Raw genomic sequence first — 21044 nt, forward strand, 5'->3', positions numbered from 1 at the left:
GCGACCATGATCGACGCGAGGCGCCGCGTCGAGCAGCGATCACTGTTCGGCGAGATCCTCGACTGGATGCTCGCTCCGCTGCTGCTGCTGTGGCCGATGAGCCTGGGGCTGACCTGGCTGGTGGCCCAGGGAATCGCCAACCGCCCCTACGACCGCGAGCTCGCCGAGGCCGTGCTGGCGCTGGCGCGGCAGGCTTCGGTGCAGGTGATCGAGGCTGACGGGCCCGCCACGCCGGACTTGCGCTCCGCGCTGGAACGCACGGCGCTGACCCTGCTGCGCACCGAGGACGACGGCGACAACGCCTTCTTCCAGGTGCTGGGCGCGCGCGGTCAGCTGATGGCCGGTGATGCGCGCCTGGCGCTGCCCGGCGATGCCGCCCCAGGCCCGGCGGCAACGGCTGGTGCCGACACCAACGGTGTGCGCTTTCGCGACGACTTCATCGGCGATCAACCGGTGCGGGTTGCGTGGCTGGTGCTGGCCGGCGCAGGCGGCGAGGGCGACGCACTGGTGCAGGTGGCCGAGACGCTGGGCAAGCGCTCGCGCCTGGCCACCGAGATCATCAAGGGCGTGCTGCTGCCGCAGTTCGTGATCCTGCCCGTGGCGGTGCTGCTGGTGTGGCTGGCGCTGTCGCGCGGCATCCGGCCGCTGGCCGACGTGCAGCAGCGCATCCGTCGCCGCGACAGCACCGACCTGAGCCCGATCGAGATGGCCGGTGTGCCTGACGAAGTGGCACCGCTGGTGGGCTCGATCAACGACCTGCTGCAGCGGCTGGACCAGACCATTGCCGCCCAGCGGCACTTCCTGGCCGACGCCGCCCACCAGCTGAAGACGCCCCTGGCGGGGCTGCGCATGCAGGCCGAACTGGCCGCCCGTGACATCGCGGCCGGCCGCGGCGATGCCGCGACGCTGACGCACTCCCTGGAGCAGATCGCGGTGTCGACTCAGCGGGCGGCGCACATGGTGAACCAGCTGCTGGCAATGGCGCGGGCCGACTCGGCTTCGGGCCAGGTGCCGCAGCACCAGCCGGTGATGCTGCCGTCGCTGGTGCGCGCGGTGGTGCGTGACTTCGTCACCAAGGCCATGGACCGCCACATCGACCTGGGTTACGAAGGACCCGAGGACGAGGTGGCGCTGCCTGGCCTGACGCTGCTGGGCGAGCCGGTCCTGCTGGGCGAGCTGGTGCGCAACCTGCTGGACAACGCCTTGCAGTACACACCGGCCGGGGGCACCGTGACGGTCCGCGTGGTGCCCGACCCCTTCGGCCAGGTCGTCGTGCTGCAGGTCGAGGACACCGGCCCCGGCATCCCGCCTTCCGAGCGCGACGCCGTGTTCCGCCCCTTCTACCGCGCGCTGGGCACGCAGGTCGACGGCTCCGGGCTGGGCCTGGCCATCGTGCGCGAGATCGCGCAGCGCCACGGCGCCACCATCACGCTGTCCGACGCACGCCCGCGCCACACCGGCCCGGGCGGGCCGTCGCCCGGGGCTTTGTTCACGGTGCGTTTCCCGCTGCCCCCCCTGCCAGCGGCCACGATCAGCTCTGCATGAGCCGCTTGCTGCGGGCCACCGACATGAGGATGCCCAGACCCAAGCCCATGGTCACCATGGCCGTGCCGCCGTAACTGACGAAAGGCAGGGGCACACCCACCACCGGCAGGATGCCGCTGACCATGCCCATGTTGACAAACGCGTAGGTGAAGATGCTCATCGTCACGGCACCGGCCAGCAGGCGCGAGAACACCGTGGGCGCCTCGGCGGCGATGACCAGGCCGCGGAAGATGAGGAAGACAAACGCGGCCAGCAGCATCAGCACGCCCGCGAGGCCGAACTCCTCGCTCAGGGCCGCGAAGATGAAGTCGGTGGTGCGCTCGGGGATGAACTCCAGGTGCGTCTGCGTGCCCTGCATGAAGCCTTTGCCCGCCAGCCCGCCGGAGCCGATGGCGATCATGCCCTGCAGAATGTGGAAGCCCTTGCCCAGCGGGTCGCTGGTGGGATCGAGCAGCGTGCAGACCCGGGTCTTCTGGTACTCGCGCAGGCCGATCCACTCCACGCCGGGCTGGCACCAGCTGTCGCCCATGGCGACGATGGTGACGATGCCCGTCACGATGAGCACCAGCACCGGCACCACGAGGCGCCAGCTCAGGCCGGCGAAGAAGATCACGAACACGCCCGCAGCCAACACCAGCAGCGCCGTGCCGAGGTCGGGCTGCTTGGCGATCAGCAGCACCGGCACCGCCAGCAGCACCGCGGCCACCAGGAAGTCGGCCACGCGCAACTGGCCCTCGCGCTTCTGAAACCACCAGGCCAGCATCAGCGGCAGCCCGATCTTCAGGATCTCGCTGGGCTGGATCACCGTGGCACCGATGTCGAGCCAGCGTGTGGCGCCCTTGCGGGTGACGCCGAAAAACTCCACAGCCAGCAGCAACACCACGCCCAGCAGGTACAGCGGCACCGCCAGCTGCTCCAGCTTCTGCGGCGGCACCTGGGCCAGGAAGAAGATCACGACAAGCGCGATCAACATGTTGCGGCCGTGGTCGGCGAAGCGCGTGCCGCTGTCGTAACCGGCCGAGTACATCACCACCAGGCCGATGGCGGCGAGCAGGCCAATGGCCAGGAACAGCGGGCCGTCGAAGCCCGAGAACACGCGCGCCGCCCGGCGCGGCCACGAGGGCTGCTCGAAGACGGCGTTCATCGGGCGTCCACGGCCGCGCCGGGCGGCCCGGCGCCTTGCAGCGGCACGTCCTGTGCCCGCCGTGGCATGCCCACCGGCGCGGCGGCGCGGCCCTCGCGCACGAGTGCGATGTCTTCCTCGCTCGGCCACTGGCCCAGCAGCAGGTAGTCGAAGACGCGCCGCGCAATCGGCGCGGCGGCCTCGGCGCCGAAGCCGGCGTTCTCGACGACCACCGCCAGCGCCACCGTGGGCGCGTCCACCGGCGCCATCGCCACGTACAGCGAGTGGTCGCGCTGGTGTTCGGCCAGCCGGGCGGCGTTGTACTTCTCGCCCTGGCGGACGCCCACGGCCTGCGCCGTGCCGGTCTTGCCGCCGCTGGCGTAGGGCGCGCCGGCGAACACGCGCGTCGACGTGCCCTCCTGCGTGACGGCGTTCAGTGCACGGCGGATGACGGCCACGTCCTCGGGCTTGAGCGGCAGCGGCGCCAGCGTCTCGCGCGGCAGCAGCTTGCGCTGGCCGCCGATGACGTCCTCGATCTCGCGCACCAGCCGCGGCTGGAAGCGCTGTCCTCCCGACACCAGCGTGGCCGTGGCCGTGGCCAGCTGCAGGACCGTGAAGCTGTTGTAGCCCTGGCCAATGCCCAGCGAGATGGTCTCGCCCGCATACCAGCGCTGCTGCTCGGGGCGCTTGAAGAAGCGCCGCTTCCACTCGGTGCTCGGCAGGATGCCGGCGACCTCGTGCTCGAGGTCGATGCCGGTCTTCACCCCAAAACCGAAGGGCTCGAGGTGCTCGTGCATCAGGTCCACGCCCATCTCGTTGGCCAGGGTGTAGTAGTAGACGTTGCTGCTCTTGACGATGCTGCGGTGCATGTCCACCGGGCCCAGGCCCTTGTCGCCGTGGCTGCGGAAGATGTGGTTGCCGAACTGGAAGGTGCCGCCGTCCTGGATCACGGTGGCGGCGCCGCGCTTGCCGCTGGTCAGGGCGGCCATCGCCATGAAGGGCTTGAAGGTGCTGCCAGGGGGATAGGTTCCCCGCAGGGCCCTGTTCAGCAACGGCTTGTCGATGCTCTCGTTGAGCTCCTTCCAGCTTTCGCTGTCGATGCCGTCGACGAAGAGGTTGGGGTCGAAGGTGGGCTTGCTGACGAAGGCCAGCAGTTCGCCGTTGCGCGGGTCGATGGCCACCAGCGCGCCGCGACGGTCGCCGAAGAGCTGCTCCACCAGCGCCTGCAGCCGGATGTCCACCGACAGCACCAGCTTGTCGCCCGGGGTCGGTGGGTGGCTGCTCAGACGGCGCACGGCCCGGCCGCCCGCGGTGGTCTCGACTTCCTCGAAGCCGGTGGTGCCGTGCAGCCAGTGCTCGTAGGCCAGCTCCAGCCCGAGCTTGCCGATGTACTCGGTGCCCTTGTAGTTGCTCTGTCGCTCCTCGGGCCACTCGTCCATGGCCGCTTTCTCGGCGGCGTTGACGCGCCCGATGTAGCCCAGCAGGTGGCTGCCGGTCTCGCCCAACGGGTAGTGGCGGAACAGGCGGGCCTTGATCTGCACGTCGGGGAAGCGGAAGCTCTGCGCGGTGAAGCGGGCCACCTCCTCGTCCGTGAGCTTGCTGCGGATGGGCAGCGACTCGGCGCCCTTCATCTCGGCCAGCAGCTGGCGGAAGCGGCGGCGGTCGCGGGCCGTGATCTCCACCACCTGCGCCAGTTCGTCGACCAGGGCCTCGAGCGCGGCGCCCCGCGTCTGGCGGGTGGCGATCTCCAGCGTGTAGGCCGAGTAGTTGGTGGCCAGGACGATGCCGTTGCGGTCGACGATGAGGCCGCGGTTGGGCACGATGGGCACCACCGCGATGCGGTTGGCCTCGGCTTGGGTGGCGAGCTCGTCGTGGCGGATCACCTGCAGGTACACCAGCCGCGCCGACACCAGCCCGAACAGCACCAGCACGAACGCGGCGGCGGCCAGCACGCGGCCGCGGAAGCGGTCGATCTCCAGTTCGACGTCGCGCAGAACGGCGGCCATGAGAGGGTGCTCTACAGGGGTCGATTCTGGTCGGGATCGGGCGCGCGGCGCTGCGGCGCCAGCAGCAGCCAGGTGGCCAGCGGCCACAACGCAGCCTCCAGCAGCGGCGCCGCCAGCAGCCACCAGCCCGGCAACATGTCGCCGGCGACCAGCCGCACCACCAGCGAGACGGCGTGCGCGGCGGCGAACAGCAGCACCAGGTGCAGCGCCTGCTCCACCACGCCGAACCACAACAGCCGACGGTGAATGACCACCGCCACGTACGACAGCAGCGTGTAGGCCAGGGCGTGCTGGCCGAGGATGGCGCCTTGGTGCACGTCCAGCGCCAACCCGGCCACGAAGGCCAGGCCCACGCTCACGCGGCGCGGCTGGTGCACGTTCCAGAACACCAGGGCGACCGCCAGCAGGTCGGGCATCGCCGCGTGGCGACCCAGCGGCAGCAGGTGCACGCCGAAGGCCAGCAGCAGCGAACCGTAGATGAACACTGGCTTGGCCGGCAGCAGCAGCTGGTCCGAGCCCCGCGGCATGATCATGGTGACGGCATCCCCGGGCGTGGTTTGGGCGTCTTCTCGGGCTTGCCCTTGGCCAGGGGCTCCACCGGCTCCGGCCGCTGCGGCAGCTGCACCCCGATGGGCTCGAGCACCAGCACCTGCCGCATCCCGTCGGCACGCGCCACCGGCTCCAGTGCGATGCGCGCGAAGCCCGACTCGACGCGCCGCTCGACGGACGCCACCTTGGCCACCGGCAGGCCGGGCGGGTAGACACCATCCAGGCCGCTGGTGTGCAGCACGTCGCCCACCTGCACATCGGCGTTGCCGCTCATGAAGCGCAGCTCCAGGCCACCGGTGCGCCCTGCCCCGAAAGCGGCGCTGCGCTGCTGCGTGCGCGTGTTCAGCACGGGAATGGCGGCGTCCTTGTCGGTGAGCAGCGTCACCTCCGATGTGACCGGGTACACCTGCGTCACCTGCCCCAGCACACCGGCCTCGCCGATGACCGGGGCGCCGAGCTTGACGCCCTGGATGAGGCCGCGGTCGATGAAGACCTTGCGCGAGTACGGGTCCGCGGCCTCGTACAGCACCTCGGCCGGCAGCGAGCGCACCGTGAGGGCGGGGCGCAGCGCCAGCAGCGCGCGCAGCCGGGCGTTCTCGGCCGCCAGGTGCTCGGCGCGCGTGGCGCGCTCGGCCAGCCCGGCGGCAAGCTGCTCGGCCTGCAGCTGCGCCCGGCGTGCCGCCGCCAGCCCGTGCAGGTAGTCGCCACCGACCGACGCCATCTCCACCGGCACCGCCACCGCCCGCTGCAGCGGCAGCAGCGCCACAGCCAGCGCCTGGCGTACCGGCTGCGCGATCTGCATGCGTGTGTCGGCCACCATCAGGAAGATGGCCAGCGCCGAGAAGAACACCAGCTTGCTCAAGGCCGAAGGGCCCTGGCGGAAAAACGGCGGCGGCGTGCGGTCGATCGTGCCCAGCGGCATGAAGGCCCCGACGCGGTGGCGGGCTTACTCCGAGGTGAAGATGGAGCCCAAGCGCTCCATGCGCTCCAGCGCCATGCCGCAGCCGCGCACCACGCAGGTCAGCGGGTCTTCGGCCACCAGCACCGGCAGGCCGGTCTCCTCGGCGAGCAGGCGGTCGAGGTCGCGCAGCAGCGCGCCGCCGCCCGTGAGCATCATGCCGCGCTCGGCGATGTCGGCGCCGAGCTCGGGCGGTGTCTGCTCCAACGCGTTTTTCACCGCGCTGACCATCTGGTTCAGCGGGTCGGTCAGCGCCTCGAGGATCTCGTTGGAGCTGATGGTGAAGCTGCGCGGCACGCCCTCGCTGAGGTTGCGGCCCTTGACCTCCATCTCCTTGACCTCGCTGCCCGGGAAGGCGCTGCCGATGGTCTTCTTGATGGCTTCGGCCGTGGGCTCGCCGATCAGCATGCCGTAGTTGCGGCGGATGTAGTTGATGATGGCTTCGTCGAACTTGTCGCCGCCCACCCGGATGCTGCCCTTGTAGACCATGCCACCGAGGCTGATGACACCCACCTCGGTGGTGCCGCCGCCGATGTCGACGACCATCGAGCCCGACGCCTCGGACACCGGCAGCCCGGCGCCGATGGCGGCGGCCATGGGCTCCTCGATCAGGTAGACGTCCGAGGCACCGGCGCCGAGCGCCGACTCACGGATGGCGCGCCGCTCGACCTGCGTGCTGCCGCAGGGCACGCAGATGATGATGCGCGGGCTCGGGCGCAGCACCGAGCGCGGGTGGACCATCTTGATGAACTGCTTGAGCATCTGCTCCGTGACGGTGAAGTCGGCGATCACGCCGTCCTTCATCGGCCGGATGGCCTCGATGTTGCCGGGCACCTTGCCCAGCATGGCCTTGGCGTCCTTGCCGACGGCCTGGATCGTTTTCTTGCCGTTGGGGCCGCCCTCGTGGCGGATGGCCACGACGGAAGGCTCGTCCAGCACGATGCCCTTGCCGCGCACGTAGATCAGCGTGTTGGCGGTGCCGAGGTCGATGGCGAGGTCGGTCGAGAAATAGCGGCGCAGGGAGGCGGCGAACATGGGCGGCAGGGGCGTTCGGGAGCGTCCAGTCCCTGCCGGCTTGGGCATGCAGGTTGGCCGGAGATAATAACCGACCCCATGCACGCGAGCGTCTCTGAAGCGCTGCCATTTGCAGCTGCGCGCAGCGACCGCCGGTCCTCCTCCGAATGTCCCTGACACCCTCTGACGTGAGCCGCATCGCGCACCTGGCGCGGCTCGACCTCTCCACAGCCGAGTCCTCGCAGATGCTGGCGCAGCTGGGCAGCTTCTTCCGCATCGTCGAACAGATGGATGCGGTCGATACACACGGCGTCGAGCCCCTGTTCACGCCGCTGTCGGCGGTGCAGGAGGTGGCGCTGCGCCTGCGCGACGACGCAGTGACCGAGCCCGTCTCTGAGTCTCAACGAGGCCTCAACCAGGCCAGCGCGCCGGCGGTCGAGGCGGGGCTCTACCTCGTGCCGCGGGTGATCGAATGAACGGCTCGCCGCACACGCTGACGGTGGCCGGGCAGCTGCGCGGGCTGGCCGAGGGGCGCTTCTCCGCACTGGAGCTCACCGAGACCCTGCTGTCGCGCATCAGGGCCCACGCCGGGCTTGGCGCCTTCCTGGCGGTGGACGAGGCACGCGCCCGCGACCAGGCCCGCGCCGCCGATGCCGCGCGTGCCGCCGGCACGGCCGGGGCGCTGGCCGGCGTGCCCATCGCCCACAAGGACATCTTCGTCACCGACCACGCCCGCACCGGGCTGCCGTCGACCGCGGGCTCCAGGATGCTGGCCGGTTATCGCAGCCCCTTTGACGCCACCGTGGTGGCCCGGCTGGGGCCCGGCGAGCCGGGCCGCGGCCCGGGGGCCGGCACGGTGCTGCTGGGCAAACTCAACTGCGACGAGTTCGCGATGGGCTCGGCCAACGAGAACTCGGCCTTCGGCCCGGTGCTCAACCCCTGGGACCGCACGCGCGTGCCGGGCGGCTCGTCGGGCGGGAGCGCGGCCGCGGTGGCGGCGCGCCTGGTGGCGGCGGCCACCGGCACCGACACCGGCGGCTCCATCCGACAGCCGGCGGCCTTCTGCGGCATCACCGGCATCAAACCCACGTATGGCGTTTGCAGCCGCTACGGGATGATCGCCTTCGCGTCGAGCCTGGACCAGGCCGGCCCGATGGCGCGCACCGCCGAAGATTGCGCGCTGTTGCTGGCGGCCATGGCGGGCTTCGACGAGCGCGACGCCACCAGCGCCGCGCGGGCGCCCGACGACTACGTGGGCGCGCTCACCCGGCGGCGCGACGGCGCGACGGCAGGCCGTCCGCTGCGGGGACTGCGCATCGGGCTGCCGAAGGAGTTCTTCCCGGCGGCGCTGGCGTCCGACGTCGGCGCCGCGGTGAGCGCCGCGCTGGCCGAGCTCGAGAAGCTCGGCGCCACGCTGGTGGACGTGAGCCTGCCGCGCACCGAGCTGTCGATCCCGGTCTACTACATCATCGCGCCGGCCGAGGCGAGCTCCAACCTCGGCCGCTACGACGGCGTCAAGTTCGGCCACCGCGCCGGGCAGCACGGCGATCTGCTCGACCTGTACAAGAAGAGCCGCGCCGAGGGCTTCGGGGCCGAGGTCAAGCGCCGCATCATGATCGGCACCTACGTGCTGAGCCACGGCTACTACGACGCCTACTACCTGCAGGCGCAGAAGCTGCGGCGCATGATCGCCGACGACTTCACCGCCTGCTTCCGCGAGTGCGATGTCATCGCCGGCCCGGTGGCGCCCACGGTGGCCTGGAAGCTCGGTGAGCAGGCGGGTGACCCGCTGCGGGCCTACCTCGCCGACATCTTCACGCTGCCGGCCAGCCTGGCCGGGCTGCCGGGCATGAGTGTGCCGGCGGGCTTCGGCGCCGGGGGCTTGCCGGTGGGCCTGCAGCTCATCGGCCGCCACTTCGACGAAGGCACACTGCTGCACACCGCGCATGCCCTGCAGCAGACCACCGATTTCCACACCCAGGAGCCCGCGCTGTGAGCGCCCCCGCCCTGATCCGCGGCCACGAGGTCGTCATCGGCCTCGAAACGCACGCCCAGCTCGCCACCGTCAGCAAGATCTTCAGCGGCGCGGCCACCGCCTTCGGTGCCGCCCCCAACACGCAGGCCTGCGCGGTCGATCTCGCGCTGCCGGGCACGCTGCCGGTGCTCAACCGCGGCGCCGTCGAACGCGCCATCCGGTTCGGCCTGGCCGTGGGCGCGCACGTGGCGCCCTTGAGCATCTTCGCGCGCAAGAACTACTTCTACCCCGATCTCCCCAAGGGCTACCAGATCAGCCAGTACGAGATCCCGGTGGTGCAGGGTGGCCGGGTCGAGTTCGTGCTGGACGGCCAGCCCCGCGCCGTGCGCCTGACGCGCGCGCATCTGGAGGAAGACGCGGGCAAGAGCCTGCACGAGGAGTTCCACCTGTCTGACGGCCGGCCGGCCACCGGGGTGGATCTCAACCGCGCCGGCACGCCGCTGCTGGAGATCGTCTCCGAGCCCGACATGCGCAGCAGCGCCGAGGCCGTGGAGTACGCCCGCGCGCTGCATGCGCTGGTGGTGTGGCTGGGCATCTGCGACGGCAACATGCAGGAGGGCAGCTTCCGCTGCGACGCCAACGTGAGCGTGCGCAAGCCCGGCCAGCCCTACGGCACGCGGCGCGAGATCAAGAACCTCAACAGCTTCCGTTTCCTGCAGCAGGCCATCGACTTCGAGGTGCAGTGGCAGATCGACCGCGTCGAGGACGGCCTGCCCATCGAGCAGGCCACCGTGCTGTTCAACCCCGACACGGGCGAGACGCGGGCCATGCGCACCAAGGAAGACGCTCACGATTACCGTTACTTCCCCGACCCCGACCTGCCGCCGCTGGTGATCGCGCCCGAGTGGGTGGCGCGCGTGCAGGCGGCGATGCCCGAGCTGCCGCGCGCCATGGCGGCGCGTTTCGAGCATGACGACGGCCTGCCGGCCCACGACGCGGCGATGATGACGCAGAGCCTGGCCTTCGCGCGCTACTACGAGGCCGTGCGCGACGCCGGCCGGGCGCTGGAGGGCGACCGCGGCGCCACCGCGTGGGCCAAGCTGGCAGCGAACTGGCTGATGGGCGAGGTGAGCAAGCGCCTGAACGCCGAAGGCCGCACGATCGACGCCATCGCGCTGGCGCCGGCCACGCTGGCCGCGCTGATCGGCCGCGTCGTCGACGGCACGGTGTCAAACAGCGGCGCACGCCAGGTCTTCGAGGCACTCTGGGCCGGCGAGGCCAGCGACGTCGACGCCGTCATCGCGGCCAAGGGCCTGAAGCAGCTGAACGACAGCGTCGCGGTCGAGGCCATTGTCGACGAGGTGCTGGCCAAGAACGAAAAGTCGGTGGCCGAGTACCGCGCCGGCAAGGACAAGGCCTTCAACGCGCTGGTGGGCCAGGTGATGAAGGCCAGCAAGGGCCTGGCCAACCCGGCGCAGGCCGGCGAGCTGTTGAAGAAGAAGCTAGGGGCGTGAGGCCGACGCCGCCGGCAGCGCGCCCGGCGGCGCACCGGCCCAAAGCCGGCGCAAGCGCTCCAGCTCGGCGTCGTACAGCCGGTTGATGCGGACGAGCTCGGCCTCCTGGGTGGCGCTGGCGGCCCGCTGGGCCTCGACGGCTGCATCGTTGGCGTCCAGCGCGTTGCGCAGCTTGGGTGGCAGCGTCCTGCCGGCGTAGAACTCGGCCTCGTCGAGCAGCGGTTTGCGCGCGGCCTTGAGCTCGCGCAGCCGCAGTTCGGTGGCGCGCATGGCCAGGCGCACGGTGTCCAGGGCGGCCTCGCGCGCACGCTGGTGCGAGGCCTCGGTCGGATAGCGCGACATCAGGTTGCGGTCGCGGCGCACGGCGTCGGCCGCCGCGGCCCGCGCCTGTTCGGCGGCGCGCTCGCCCGCTTCTTTCGAGGCGCGCTCCTCCGCCGTCAGCGTGGGCGGCAGGACCGCGCGCACCGAACCGTCGCGGTTGCGGACCTGCTGCTCCTTGTGCCGGCACTCGGCGATCGGCCGGTCGGCCGTGAGGCGGCGCCCGCGGTCGTCGATGCAGGTGTAGATGCCCGTGCCCGGGGCAGGAAGGGGCTGCGACGCGGCCGGCGCGGGCCCCAGGCCCGCCAAACTGAGCAGCCAGGCGACGGGAACCCCCGCCCGCATGGTGTTCAGCCCGCCGGCTGCACGCCGTACCGCGCGCGATAGACCTCGACCGCCGCGGCGCGCTCGGCCAGCGAGGGGTCGGCGCTGGCGCGCAGCCACTGCAGCAGATCGGCCAGCGTGGCCACGGCCACCACCGGCAGACCGAGCTCGCGTTCGACGAACTGCACCGCGCTCCAGGGCGCATCCGCACCGTCGTGCGTGGCGCGCTCCTGGCGGTCGAGCGCGATGGCCACGCCCGCGGGCTCGGCGCCGGCGGCGCGGATCATCGCGATCGACTCGCGCACCGAGGTGCCGGCGGAGATCACGTCGTCGATGATCAGCACGCGGCCCCGCACCGGCGCGCCCACGAGCGTGCCGCCCTCACCGTGGTCCTTGGCTTCCTTGCGGTTGTAGGCGTAGGGCAGGTTGTGGCCGGCCCGCGCCATCTCCACCGCCACCGCCGAGGCCAGCGTGATGCCCTTGTAGGCGGGGCCGAAGAGCATGTCGAAACGCAGCGTGCCGGCCTCGCGGGCCTGCAGCAGGCGCCGTGCATAGAATGAAGCGAGCTCGCCGAGCTTGGCGCCATCGTCAAAGTCACCGGCATTGAAGAAATACGGCGACAGCCGTCCGGCCTTGGTGCGGAACTCCCCGAAGCGCAGCACGCCCGCGCGCAACGCGAAGGGCACGAAGGTCTGTGCGATCGGGTCCGGTGTGGCGGTGCTCATCGCGGGGGGGCCGGCGGGCGGTGGAGGGTTTCCTTGGCTTTCAGACTGGTCACGCTCAATCTCAACGGCCTGCGCTCGGCGGCGAAAAAGGGCTTCATGGCCTGGGCCGACGCGGCGGCGCCGGATTGTATGGGGGTGCAGGAGCTCAAGGCGCAGGCCGACGACGTGGCCGGCACCCTCGACCGCATCGGCCCGATGCAGGGCCACTTCCACTTCGCGCAGAAGAAGGGCTATTCCGGCGTCGGGCTGTACCTGAAGAAACCGCCGAGCGCCGTCATCACCGGTTTCGGCGCTCCGGAGTTCGACGACGAGGGCCGCTGGGTCGAGGCGCGCTACGACAGCGCCCGGCGCAAGTTCAGCGTCATCAGCTGCTACTTCCCCAGCGGCAGCAGCAGCGAGGAGCGCCAGGCCGCCAAGTTCCGCTTCCTGAAGAAGATGTACCCCCATCTTCGGGCTCTGAAGGCCGAGCGCGAGTTCATCCTCATGGGCGACGTGAACATCGCCCACCAGGCAATCGACCTCAAGAACTGGAAAGGCAACCAGAAGAACAGCGGCTTCCTGCCCGAAGAGCGCGCCTGGCTCGACCAGCTCTTTGGCGAGTGCGGCCTGGTGGACGTGTTCCGCACGCTCGACCCGCGACCCGAGCAGTACACGTGGTGGAGCAACCGCGGCCAGGCCTGGGCCAAGAACGTGGGCTGGCGGATCGATTACCACCTGGCCACGCCCGCCGTGGCCGCGACCGCGAAGCGGGCCTCGATCTACCTCGACGAGCGCTTCTCCGACCACGCGCCGCTGACCATCGACTACGCGTGGACACTCTGACGCTGCCCACCGCCGACGGCCTGCGCCTGCACCTGCGGCACTGGCCGACAGCGGCCGTGGCACCCCGCGGCACGGTGCTGGTGGTGCATGGCCTGGGAGAACACGTGGGCCGCTACGCCCACGTGGCCGAGGCGCTGAACGGCGCCGGCTGGCACGTCAGCGGCTTCGACCAGCGCGGCCATGGCCGCAGCGGTGGCCGCCAGGGCGTGCTGGCCGCGCCCGACAGCCTGCTGGCCGACCTGGGCGCCGTCGTGGACGCGGTGCGCCCGCGCGCGCCGGGCCCCCTGGTGCTGCTGGGCCACAGCATGGGTGGCGCGGTGGCCGCCCGCTTCGTGGCCGAGGCGCTGGCGCCGCAGCCGGCGGCGTGGTCGCGGCCGCTGGACGGCCTGGTGCTGTCCTCTCCGGCGCTGCGGGCGCACCTGTCGGCCTGGCAGCGTCTGCAGCTGGCCCTGGGCGAACGCCTGATGCCCGACCTGCCGCAGCGCAACGGCATCGATGCGCAGGGCCTGTCGCACGACGAGGCCATGGTCGCCGCCTACACCGCCGACCCGCTGGTGCACGACCGCATCAGCGCGCGGCTGGCGCGCTTCATCCTCGACGCGGGCGGGCAGGTGCGCGCCGCCGCGCCGCGCTGGGCGCTGCCGACGCTGCTGATGTGGGGCGGCGCCGACCGCATCGTCGACCCGGGCGGCAGCCACGCCTTCGCCAGGGCCGTGCCCGCCGCGGTGCTGACGGCCTTCGAGTTCGGGGGCCTGCGCCACGAGATCTTCAACGAGCTGGAACGCGAGGGCGTGCTGATGCGCCTGACGCAGTGGCTCGGGCGGTTCTAGACTGCCATCCCGACTTCTCCCCGGAGACCGACGCCATGAACGCCCCCACCCGCAGCGCCGAGGCCGGCGCGCTGGCCGCCTTTGCCGAAGAAGCCTGGGACACGCGCATCGTGCCCGCCGTCACCGACTACATCGCGGTGCCGGCCAAGAGCCCGATGTTCGACGCGAAGTGGGCCGAACACGGCCTGCTCGACCGTGTCGTCACCGACGCGGCACGCTGGGTGGAAGGCCGTCGCGTCGCCGGGCTCACGCTGGAGGTGATCCGGCTGCCGGGCCGCACGCCTGTGCTGTTCTTCGACATTCCGGCCACGCGGCCGGCGGCCGAGGGCCAGGGCGGCACCGTGCTGCTGTACGGCCACCTCGACAAGCAGCCCGAGTTCAGCGGCTGGCGCAGCGGCCTCGGCCCCTGGACGCCCCGCTACGACAACGGCCTGCTCTACGGCCGCGGCGGCGCCGACGACGGCTACGCGGTCTACGCTGCGATCACCGCCATCGAGGCACTCGACCGCCAGGGCATCCCGCGGCCGCGCTGCGTGGGGCTCATCGAGAGTGGCGAGGAAAGCGGCAGCCCGGACCTGCCGCTGTACATCGAGGCCTTGAAACCCCGCCTGGGCGACATCGGCCTCGTGGTGTGCCTGGACAGCGGCGCCGGCAACTACGACCAGCTCTGGCTCACCACCAGCCTGCGCGGCATGGTCAGCGGCGTGCTCAAGGTCGAGGTCCTCACCGAGGGCATCCACAGCGGCGACAGCTCGGGCCTGGTGCCCAGCAGCTTCCGCATCCTTCGCCACGTGCTCGACCGGCTGGAAGACAGCGCCACCGGCCGGCTGCTGCCCGAGAGCTTCCACTGCGAGATCCCGGCCTCGCGCCGGGCGCAGGCACAGGCCACGGCGGCCATCCTGGGCGATGAGGTCTGGAAGCGTTTCCCCTGGGCCTGCGGCGCCGACGGCGGGGTGGCCTTGCCCACCACCACCGACCCGGTCGAAGGCCTGCTCAACCGCACCTGGCGGCCCACGCTGAGCGTCACCGGGGCCGAGGGCTTCCCGGAGCTGGCCAGCGCCGGCAATGTGCTGCGGCCACACACCGCCTTCAAGCTGAGCCTGCGGCTGCCGCCGCTGGTCGACGGCCACGAGGCCAGCCTGCGCCTGAAGACGCTGCTGGAAGACAACGCACCCTACAACGCCCGCGTCACCTTCCACCCCGACGGCCGCGCCGGCCAGCTGGGCGCCACGGGCTGGAACGCGCCGGAGCTCTCACCCTGGCTGGAACAGGCTCTGAACGGGGCCTCGATGTCGCATTGGGGCGCACCCCTGGGCTACATCGGCCAGGGCGGCACGATCCCGCTGATGAGCATGCTGCAGGCCGGCTTCCCGAAGGCCCAGATGATGGTCTGCGGCGTGCTCGGCCCGAAAAGCAACGCGCACGGACCCAACGAGTTCCTGCACGTGCCCTACGGCAAGAAGCTCACCGCCAGCGTGGCCCAGGTGATCGCCGCGCTGCCCTGAGCTGAGCGCCCACGGGGCCCCGGGGGACCGGGCGGGCGGATGGGGCGGGCGGACGGGGCGCGTGCCGGACGGGATGGTCGGGCGGGCACCGCCCGCGACGGAACTTGAAACCAGAAAGTTTCCATAAATACTTTATGGTCTCTTTAGTGACCAAATAGTTCATTCAAGAAACCAATCGGTATACTCCTGCTGCACCATGCTTTTTCGCATGGCCACACGACCGGCCGGGCCCGCCAGGCACGCCGGCCCCAAACGCAGGAGCCATTCGATGTTGAACTGGTGCATCGGTGTCGTGCACGTCATCGACCGCGTCATCCTGCCGCGGCCCTGATCCACCCGCATCCCTGACCCCCAACGTCCCCGAAAGGACCCTCTCCATGAAAAAACTCTTCATCGCCGCCACCCTGGCCGCGGCTTCGCTGGCCGCCCAGGCCAAGGACATCGTCGACACCGCGGTGGCCGCCGGCTCGTTCAAGACGCTGGCCACGGCGCTGCAGGCGGCCGGCCTCGTCGACACGCTCAAGGGCCCGGGCCCGTTCACGGTGTTCGCACCCACCGACGCGGCCTTCGCCAAGATCCCGAAGGCCGATCTCGACGCCCTGCTCAAGGACAAGGCCCGACTCACCGCCGTGCTCACCTACCACGTGGTGCCGGGCCGGGTGATGGCCAAGGACGTGAAGGCCGGCAGTGTGAAGACGGTGCAAGGCGGCCTGCTGACGCTGGGCACCACGGGCGGGGTCACCGTCAACAACGCCAAGGTCGTGCAGGCCGACGTCGTGGCCAGCAATGGCGTCATCCACGTCATCGACACGGTGGTGCTGCCGAAGTAAGCCGGCCCGCGGCCGGCCGCATCGTCAAAAGGTGTAGCCGGCCGCCACGGTTCGCTCGCTCATCGGCTCCAACAGCTTCAGCAGCGGGGCCAGCGGGCGGTAGCGCAGCGCCACCCGGGTGGCGTAGCCGAAGAAGCGCGGCAGGTCGGCAGCGTAGCCGGCCTTGCCGTCGCGGTGCTTGAGACGGCAGAAGATGCCCAGCACCTTGAGGTGGCGCTGCAGGCCCATCCACTCCAGCGCCCGCCAGCACTCGCCGAAATCCTCGGCCACCGGCACGCCGGCCTTGCGCGCGGCCTGCCACCAGCGCACGGCCCAGTCGATCTCCTGCTCCTCGGGCCAGGACAGGAAGGCGTCGCGCAGCAGCGAGGCGATGTCGTAGCTCACCGGTCCGGCCACGGCGTCCTGAAAGTCGAGCACGCCCGGGTTGCCGGGCGAGCCGGGCCCGCCGCAGACCATCAGGTTGCGCGGCATCCAGTCGGCATGCACGGCCACCACCGGCTGCGCCAGCGCGCTGGCCACCAGCACGTCGCACAGGCCCTGCCAGGCCCGCCGCTCGCCGTCGCCCCAGGCGATGCCGTGCTCGCGCGCCACGCACCAGACGGGGAACAGTTCGAGCTCGCGGCGCAGCAGCGCCTCGTCGAACGGCGGCAGCCGGCGGGCGTCGGCATGGCGTTGCATCGTCACCAGCGCGGCGATGGCATCGCGCATCAGGCGGTCGGCCCGGGCGCCGTCGCCTGCGGCCTGGGCCGCCTGCAGGGCGGCCAGGTAGGGCTCGGTGCCGAGGTCGTCGAGCAACAGGAAGCCCTGCTCAACCTCGGCCTCCAGCACGCGCGGCACGTGCAGCCCGGCGCCGGCCAGCAGCGCGGCCACCTGCACGAAAGGGCGGGTGTCCTCCAGCGGCGGCGGGGCGTCCATCACGATGCGGCTGCCCGCCAGGGCGGCCACGCGCAGATAGCGGCGGAAGCTGGCATCGGCCGAGGCCGGCGCCAGGCTGGCCGCATCCAGGCCGTGGCGCGGCGCGATCGTGGACAGCCACTGCCCGAAGGCCGTTCGGCGGACAGGATCACCCCAGGCGACACGGCCGTCGGCGGGTAGGTCGGCGGGTGGAACAGCGGCCGGCGCCGGGACAGAGTCGCTCATGGATAATCCATTTTAAGAACCGCGCTTCCAACGCCCGCCTCCGAGCGCATGACCCACCCGACGCTGGCCCTGGCGGTCGCCGCAATCGCCACGGCCGCACCGGCACACGGCGCGCAAGAAGGCCCCGAGCAAGCCGTGTCGCCCGTGGCGGCTGCGTCCGCTGCTTCCGCCGCGGCCGCCCCGGCGCCGGCCTCGGCGCTCGAACCCTCCACGCGCCTGGCACCCCTGCCCCGCGCTGAAGGCGCCCGGCGGCTGCCCATCGTGCTGCAGTCCCGCACGCTCAGCAGCCAGCCCGGGCAGCAGACCGTGGCCGAGGGCGAGGTGGAGTTCCGCCGCGGTGGTCTCGTGATCCGCGCCGACCGTCTGGCCTACGACCACCTGCGCGACACCGCGCGCGCCATCGGCAGTGTGAGCATCGCGCGCGAAGGCGCCGTCTACAGCGGGCAGGAGCTGGAGATCGCGGTCCAGCGCTTCGAGGGCCACTTCCTCGCGCCGAGCTTCGACTTCGCCGAGCTCGGCACCGGTGGCCGCGCCGACCGCATCGACTTCCTCGGCCCCGGGCGCTCGCGCGCCACCCGCGCCAGCTACACCAGCTGCCCGCGCGTCGACCCGGCGGCCGAGGGCGCCGAGCCCGACTGGGTGCTCAAGACCGACCGCGTCACGCTCGACCTCGACGCCAACGAGGGCGTGGCCGACGGCGCGCAGCTGCGCTTCCTGGGCGTGCCGATCCTGGCGCTGCCCCGCCTGAGCTTCCCGATCAGCGACCAGCGCAAGAGCGGATGGCTGCCACCGTCGATCAACATCGACAACCGCAGCGGCCTGATCGTCTCGGTGCCGTGGTACTGGAACATCGCACCCAACCGCGACGCCACGCTGGCGCCGCGCGTCATCACCCGGCGGGGCTTCGGCCTGGACAGCGAGTTCCGCTACCTCGAGCCCCGCCACGAGGGCAGCGTGCGCCTGGACGCCGTGCCCAACGACCAGATCGCACGGCGTTCGCGCGGCTCACTTCAGTGGCTGCACCAGGGCGAACCGGCGCGCGGCTGGCGCATCGACGCCGAGATCGCGCGCGTCAGCGACGATGCCTGGTGGAAGGACTTCCCTGACGGCAGCCGCAGCTTCACGCCGCGGCTGCTGGCCGGGACCGCCGGCATCGAGCGCCACTTCGCACTGCCGGCTTCTTCGCTGCTGGGCGAAGGCCAGGCCCGCCTGTACGCCCGCGCGTTGAAGTGGCAGGTGCTTCAAGACCCGGACTCCTTCGTCACCGCGCCCTACGAGCGCAGCCCGCAGCTGGGTCTGTGGCTGCAAACGCGCGCCGCCGGTGGGCTGGAGCTGGCGCTGGAGAGCGAGTTCAACCGATTCACCTTGCCCGACGACCAGGCCCGTGCGCTCGGTCGGCCCACCGGCGACCGCTGGCACGCCATCGGCTCGGTGGCGCGGCCGCTGCGCGGAGCCGGCTGGTTCGTGGTGCCGCGGCTGGCGGTCAATGCCGCGGCCTACCGCAACACCGAGCGCCTGGCCAGCGGCATCGTCGACGCGCAGCGCGCCATCCCGACCTTCAGCATCGACCTCGGCCTGGAACTGGAACGCAGCGCCGTGTTTTTCGGCCGCGAGTTGCGCCAGACGCTGGAGCCGCGGCTGCTGTTCGTGCACACGCCCTACCGGCTGCAGAGCACGCTGCCCAACTACGACTCGGCCGGCAAGGACTTCAACATCGTCTCGCTGTTCACCGACAACGCGTTCTCGGGCGTGGACCGCGTCTCCGACGCTCGCCAGCTGACCACGGGCTTCACCACCCGGCTGGTGGATGCCGCCAGCGGCGCCGAGGCGCTGCGTCTGGGGCTCGTGCAGCGCCTGCTGCTGCGCCCACAGCGCGTGGCGCCGCAAGTCGACGGCTCGCCCGACGGCCCGCCGCTTGAGAACCGCTTCTCCGACGCGCTGCTGGTCGGCAGCACCAGTGTGCTGCCGGGCTGGACGCTGGATGCCGCCGTGCAGTACAGCCCCGACATCCAGCGCTCGGTGCGTTCGATCCTGGGGGCGCGCTACTCGCCCGGTCCTTTCCGCACGGTGGGCGCGACCTACCGCCTCGCTCGGGGCCTGTCGGAACAACTCGAGGTGGGCTGGCAGTGGCCGGTGTGGGGCGCCGTGCCCGGCAGCGGGCAGCCGGCCAGGGTGCCCGCGGGCGACCGCGGCTGCCGCGGCGCCTGGTACTCGGTGGGGCGCTTGAACTACAGCCTGAAGGACCGCCGGCTCACCGACTCCATCCTCGGCCTGGAGTACGACGCCGGCTGCTGGATCGCGCGGGTGGTGGCCGAGCAGCTGTCCACCGGTCGCAGCCAGGCCACCACGCGCATCCTGGTGCAGCTGGAGCTGGTGGGCCTGTCACGGCTGGGCTCCAACCCGCTGAAGGTCTTGAGGGACAATATTCCCGGCTACCGTCTGCTGCGCGATGAGCGCGCCGGCGGCCGGACTGCCGCCGGCGGCCCGACACCCTGAAGCCGTGTCACGCGCGCCCTCAGAGCCCCTTTCCGATGACCACGATGCCAACTCCTACGTCCAGCCCGCTGTTTCCCGTGCGCCCGCTGGCGCTGGCGCTGCTCATCGCGGTCGCCGCTGGCGCACAGGCCCAGGCGGGCGCGGCACGCAACGCCGACTGGATCGCCGCCGTCGTCAACCAGGAATCGGTGACGGCCGGCGAGGTGGAGCGCCGCATCCAGCGCGCGCGCGCCGAGGCGCAACGCGCCGGCCAGCCGGTGCCGCCCGAGGCGGAGCTGCGCCAACTGGCGCTTGATGCCCTGATCGACGAGCGCGCGATGATCACGCTGGCCCGCGACAGCGGCACGCGCGTCGACGACGCCGAAGTCGACCGCGCGGTGCAGAACATCGCGCTTCAGAACCAGCTCACGCCCGAGGTGCTGCGCCAGCGTCTGGCCGAAGAGGGCATGGACTTCGCGCGCTTCCGCGCCAATCTTCGCGACCAGCTCATGATGGAGCGGGTGCGCGAACGCGAGGTCTACCAGCGCATCCGCATCTCCGACGACGAGGTCGACCGCCAACTCGAGGAGCAGCGCCGCGCCCTCAACGCCGACGCCGAAACGAACCTGGCACAGATCCTGGTGACCGTCCCCGAGGGCGCAAGCCCCACCGTGCTGGCCGAGCGCAAGGCGCGCGCCGAGGGCGCGCTGGCGCGGGTTCGCGCCGGCGCCGACTTTGCCGCTGTGGCGCGCGAGATCAGCGAGGACAGCAACCGCGAGCGCGGCGGCGTGATCGGCCTGCGGCCCGCGTCGCGCTTGCCCGATCTCTTCGTCGAGCACACACGCGGCCTGAAGAACGGCGAGGTCGCGCCGACTTTGCTGCGCTCTGGTGCCGGCTTCCACGTGATGAAGCTGGTCGAGCGACGCGAACGCACGCTCGGCGAGGCCACACAGACGCGGGCGCGCCACATCCTGCTGCGCACTTCGCCCCAGCTGGATGCGCCCACCGCGGCGAGCCGCCTGGCCGAGTACAAGCGCCAGATCGAAGCCGGCACCGCCCGCTTCGAGGACCTGGCCCGGCGCGTCAGCGAAGACGGCAGCGCGGCCGCGGGCGGCGACCTGGGCTGGTCGAACCCCGGGCAGATGGTGCCGGAGTTCGAGACGGCGATGAACGCGCTGCCGCTCAACGGCCTGTCCGACCCTGTCGTGTCGCGTTTCGGCGTGCACCTCATCCAGGTGCTGGAGCGGCGCAACACCACGCTGGAGCTGCGCCAGCTGCGCGAGCAGGCGCGCAACGTGCTGCGCGAGCAGCGCTTTGATCAGGCCTACCTCGACTGGACCCGGGAACTGCGCTCGCGCGCCTACGTCGAGTTGCGCGAGCCGCCTTTGTGA

The 21044-nt window shown here is 71.5% G+C and carries 18 protein-coding genes; 10 read left to right on the plus strand and 8 right to left on the minus strand.

Features of this window, described 5'->3' with window-relative positions; genetic code table 11:
* Positions 1–6: 6 nt before the first annotated feature.
* Positions 7–1545, plus strand: coding sequence for a sensor histidine kinase N-terminal domain-containing protein (locus KA711_04530; GenBank protein MCM0608246.1), 1539 nt, complete (start codon positions 7–9; stop codon positions 1543–1545).
* Here KA711_04530 and rodA read toward each other — a convergent pair.
* Genes rodA through KA711_04555 form a run of 5 tightly spaced genes read right to left on the minus strand, consistent with a single transcriptional unit; the run spans position 1532 to position 7216 of the window.
* Positions 1532–2689 carry a rod shape-determining protein RodA gene (gene rodA, locus KA711_04535; protein MCM0608247.1) on the minus strand — a complete coding sequence of 386 codons (1158 nt, stop codon included), beginning with the start codon at positions 2687–2689 and terminating at the stop codon, positions 1532–1534. The two genes, KA711_04530 and rodA, sit on opposite strands and share 14 nt — an antisense overlap.
* A complete protein-coding gene (gene mrdA / locus KA711_04540) occupies positions 2686–4674 on the minus strand; it encodes a penicillin-binding protein 2 (protein ID MCM0608248.1) in 1989 nt (662 codons plus the stop codon). The genes rodA and mrdA overlap by 4 nt, the downstream gene beginning before the upstream one ends.
* 11 nt (positions 4675–4685) lie before the next feature.
* Positions 4686–5207, minus strand: a complete 522-nt coding sequence (gene mreD / locus KA711_04545; protein ID MCM0608249.1) for a rod shape-determining protein MreD — start codon at positions 5205–5207, stop codon at positions 4686–4688.
* Positions 5204–6145 (minus strand): rod shape-determining protein MreC, encoded by a 942-nt coding sequence (gene mreC / locus KA711_04550; GenBank protein ID MCM0608250.1) that lies wholly within the window; start codon positions 6143–6145, stop codon positions 5204–5206. Before mreC ends, mreD begins: the two co-directional genes overlap by 4 nt.
* A 24-nt stretch (positions 6146–6169) precedes the next feature.
* Positions 6170–7216: a rod shape-determining protein gene (locus KA711_04555; GenBank protein MCM0608251.1), complete on the minus strand. Its 1047-nt coding sequence runs from the start codon at positions 7214–7216 to the stop codon at positions 6170–6172.
* Between the two features lie 146 nt (positions 7217–7362).
* On the opposite strand from KA711_04555, the gene gatC reads away from it, so the two are divergent.
* From gatC to gatB, 3 genes are read left to right on the plus strand one after another with little or no spacing between them, the layout of a single operon-like run.
* Positions 7363–7671, plus strand: a complete 309-nt coding sequence (gene gatC / locus KA711_04560; protein ID MCM0608252.1) for an Asp-tRNA(Asn)/Glu-tRNA(Gln) amidotransferase subunit GatC — start codon at positions 7363–7365, stop codon at positions 7669–7671.
* Entirely contained in the window at positions 7668–9191 is a 1524-nt protein-coding gene (gene gatA, locus KA711_04565; protein MCM0608253.1) for an Asp-tRNA(Asn)/Glu-tRNA(Gln) amidotransferase subunit GatA, read from the plus strand. Before gatC ends, gatA begins: the two co-directional genes overlap by 4 nt.
* The gene (gene gatB, locus KA711_04570; protein MCM0608254.1) at positions 9188–10684 is read left to right on the plus strand and encodes an Asp-tRNA(Asn)/Glu-tRNA(Gln) amidotransferase subunit GatB; all 1497 of its coding nucleotides are present in this window, start codon (positions 9188–9190) and stop codon (positions 10682–10684) included. Before gatA ends, gatB begins: the two co-directional genes overlap by 4 nt.
* On the opposite strand, the gene KA711_04575 is transcribed toward gatB, so the two are convergent.
* Both KA711_04575 and pyrE read right to left on the minus strand, forming a co-directional pair.
* The gene (locus tag KA711_04575; GenBank protein ID MCM0608255.1) at positions 10673–11347 is read right to left on the minus strand and encodes a hypothetical protein; all 675 of its coding nucleotides are present in this window, start codon (positions 11345–11347) and stop codon (positions 10673–10675) included. The genes gatB and KA711_04575 overlap by 12 nt on opposite strands.
* A gap of 5 nt (positions 11348–11352) precedes the next feature.
* On the minus strand, positions 11353–12051 hold the full coding sequence (gene pyrE / locus KA711_04580; protein MCM0608256.1) for an orotate phosphoribosyltransferase: 699 nt from the start codon (positions 12049–12051) through the stop codon (positions 11353–11355).
* Positions 12052–12084: 33 nt separating this feature from the next.
* Between pyrE and xth the strand changes: the two genes are divergently transcribed.
* The 4 genes from xth to KA711_04600 all read left to right on the plus strand — a co-directional run bounded on the left by xth (position 12085) and on the right by KA711_04600 (position 16038).
* Positions 12085–12873 carry an exodeoxyribonuclease III gene (xth, locus tag KA711_04585; protein MCM0608257.1) on the plus strand — a complete coding sequence of 263 codons (789 nt, stop codon included), beginning with the start codon at positions 12085–12087 and terminating at the stop codon, positions 12871–12873.
* A complete protein-coding gene (locus KA711_04590; GenBank protein MCM0608258.1) occupies positions 12861–13703 on the plus strand; it encodes a lysophospholipase in 843 nt (280 codons plus the stop codon). The genes xth and KA711_04590 overlap by 13 nt, the downstream gene beginning before the upstream one ends.
* Positions 13704–13738: 35 nt before the next feature.
* Positions 13739–15208 carry a M20 family metallopeptidase gene (locus KA711_04595; protein MCM0608259.1) on the plus strand — a complete coding sequence of 490 codons (1470 nt, stop codon included), beginning with the start codon at positions 13739–13741 and terminating at the stop codon, positions 15206–15208.
* 377 nt (positions 15209–15585) lie between these two features.
* Positions 15586–16038: a fasciclin domain-containing protein gene (locus KA711_04600; protein ID MCM0608260.1), complete on the plus strand. Its 453-nt coding sequence runs from the start codon at positions 15586–15588 to the stop codon at positions 16036–16038.
* A 24-nt stretch (positions 16039–16062) separates the two neighbouring features.
* Here KA711_04600 and KA711_04605 read toward each other — a convergent pair whose 3' ends face one another.
* A complete protein-coding gene (locus tag KA711_04605; protein MCM0608261.1) occupies positions 16063–17178 on the minus strand; it encodes a phosphotransferase in 1116 nt (371 codons plus the stop codon).
* A gap of 48 nt (positions 17179–17226) precedes the next feature.
* On the opposite strand from KA711_04605, the gene KA711_04610 reads away from it, so the two are divergent.
* Both KA711_04610 and KA711_04615 read left to right on the plus strand, forming a co-directional pair.
* Complete coding sequence (locus KA711_04610; GenBank protein MCM0608262.1) at positions 17227–19674, plus strand: LPS-assembly protein LptD; 2448 nt, start codon at positions 17227–17229, stop codon at positions 19672–19674.
* A 44-nt stretch (positions 19675–19718) separates the two neighbouring features.
* Positions 19719–21044, plus strand: a complete 1326-nt coding sequence (locus tag KA711_04615; GenBank protein ID MCM0608263.1) for a peptidylprolyl isomerase — start codon at positions 19719–19721, stop codon at positions 21042–21044.

The organism is Ideonella sp. WA131b (genome assembly GCA_023657425.1).
Taxonomy (GTDB): Bacteria; Pseudomonadota; Gammaproteobacteria; order Burkholderiales; family Burkholderiaceae_C; genus Rubrivivax.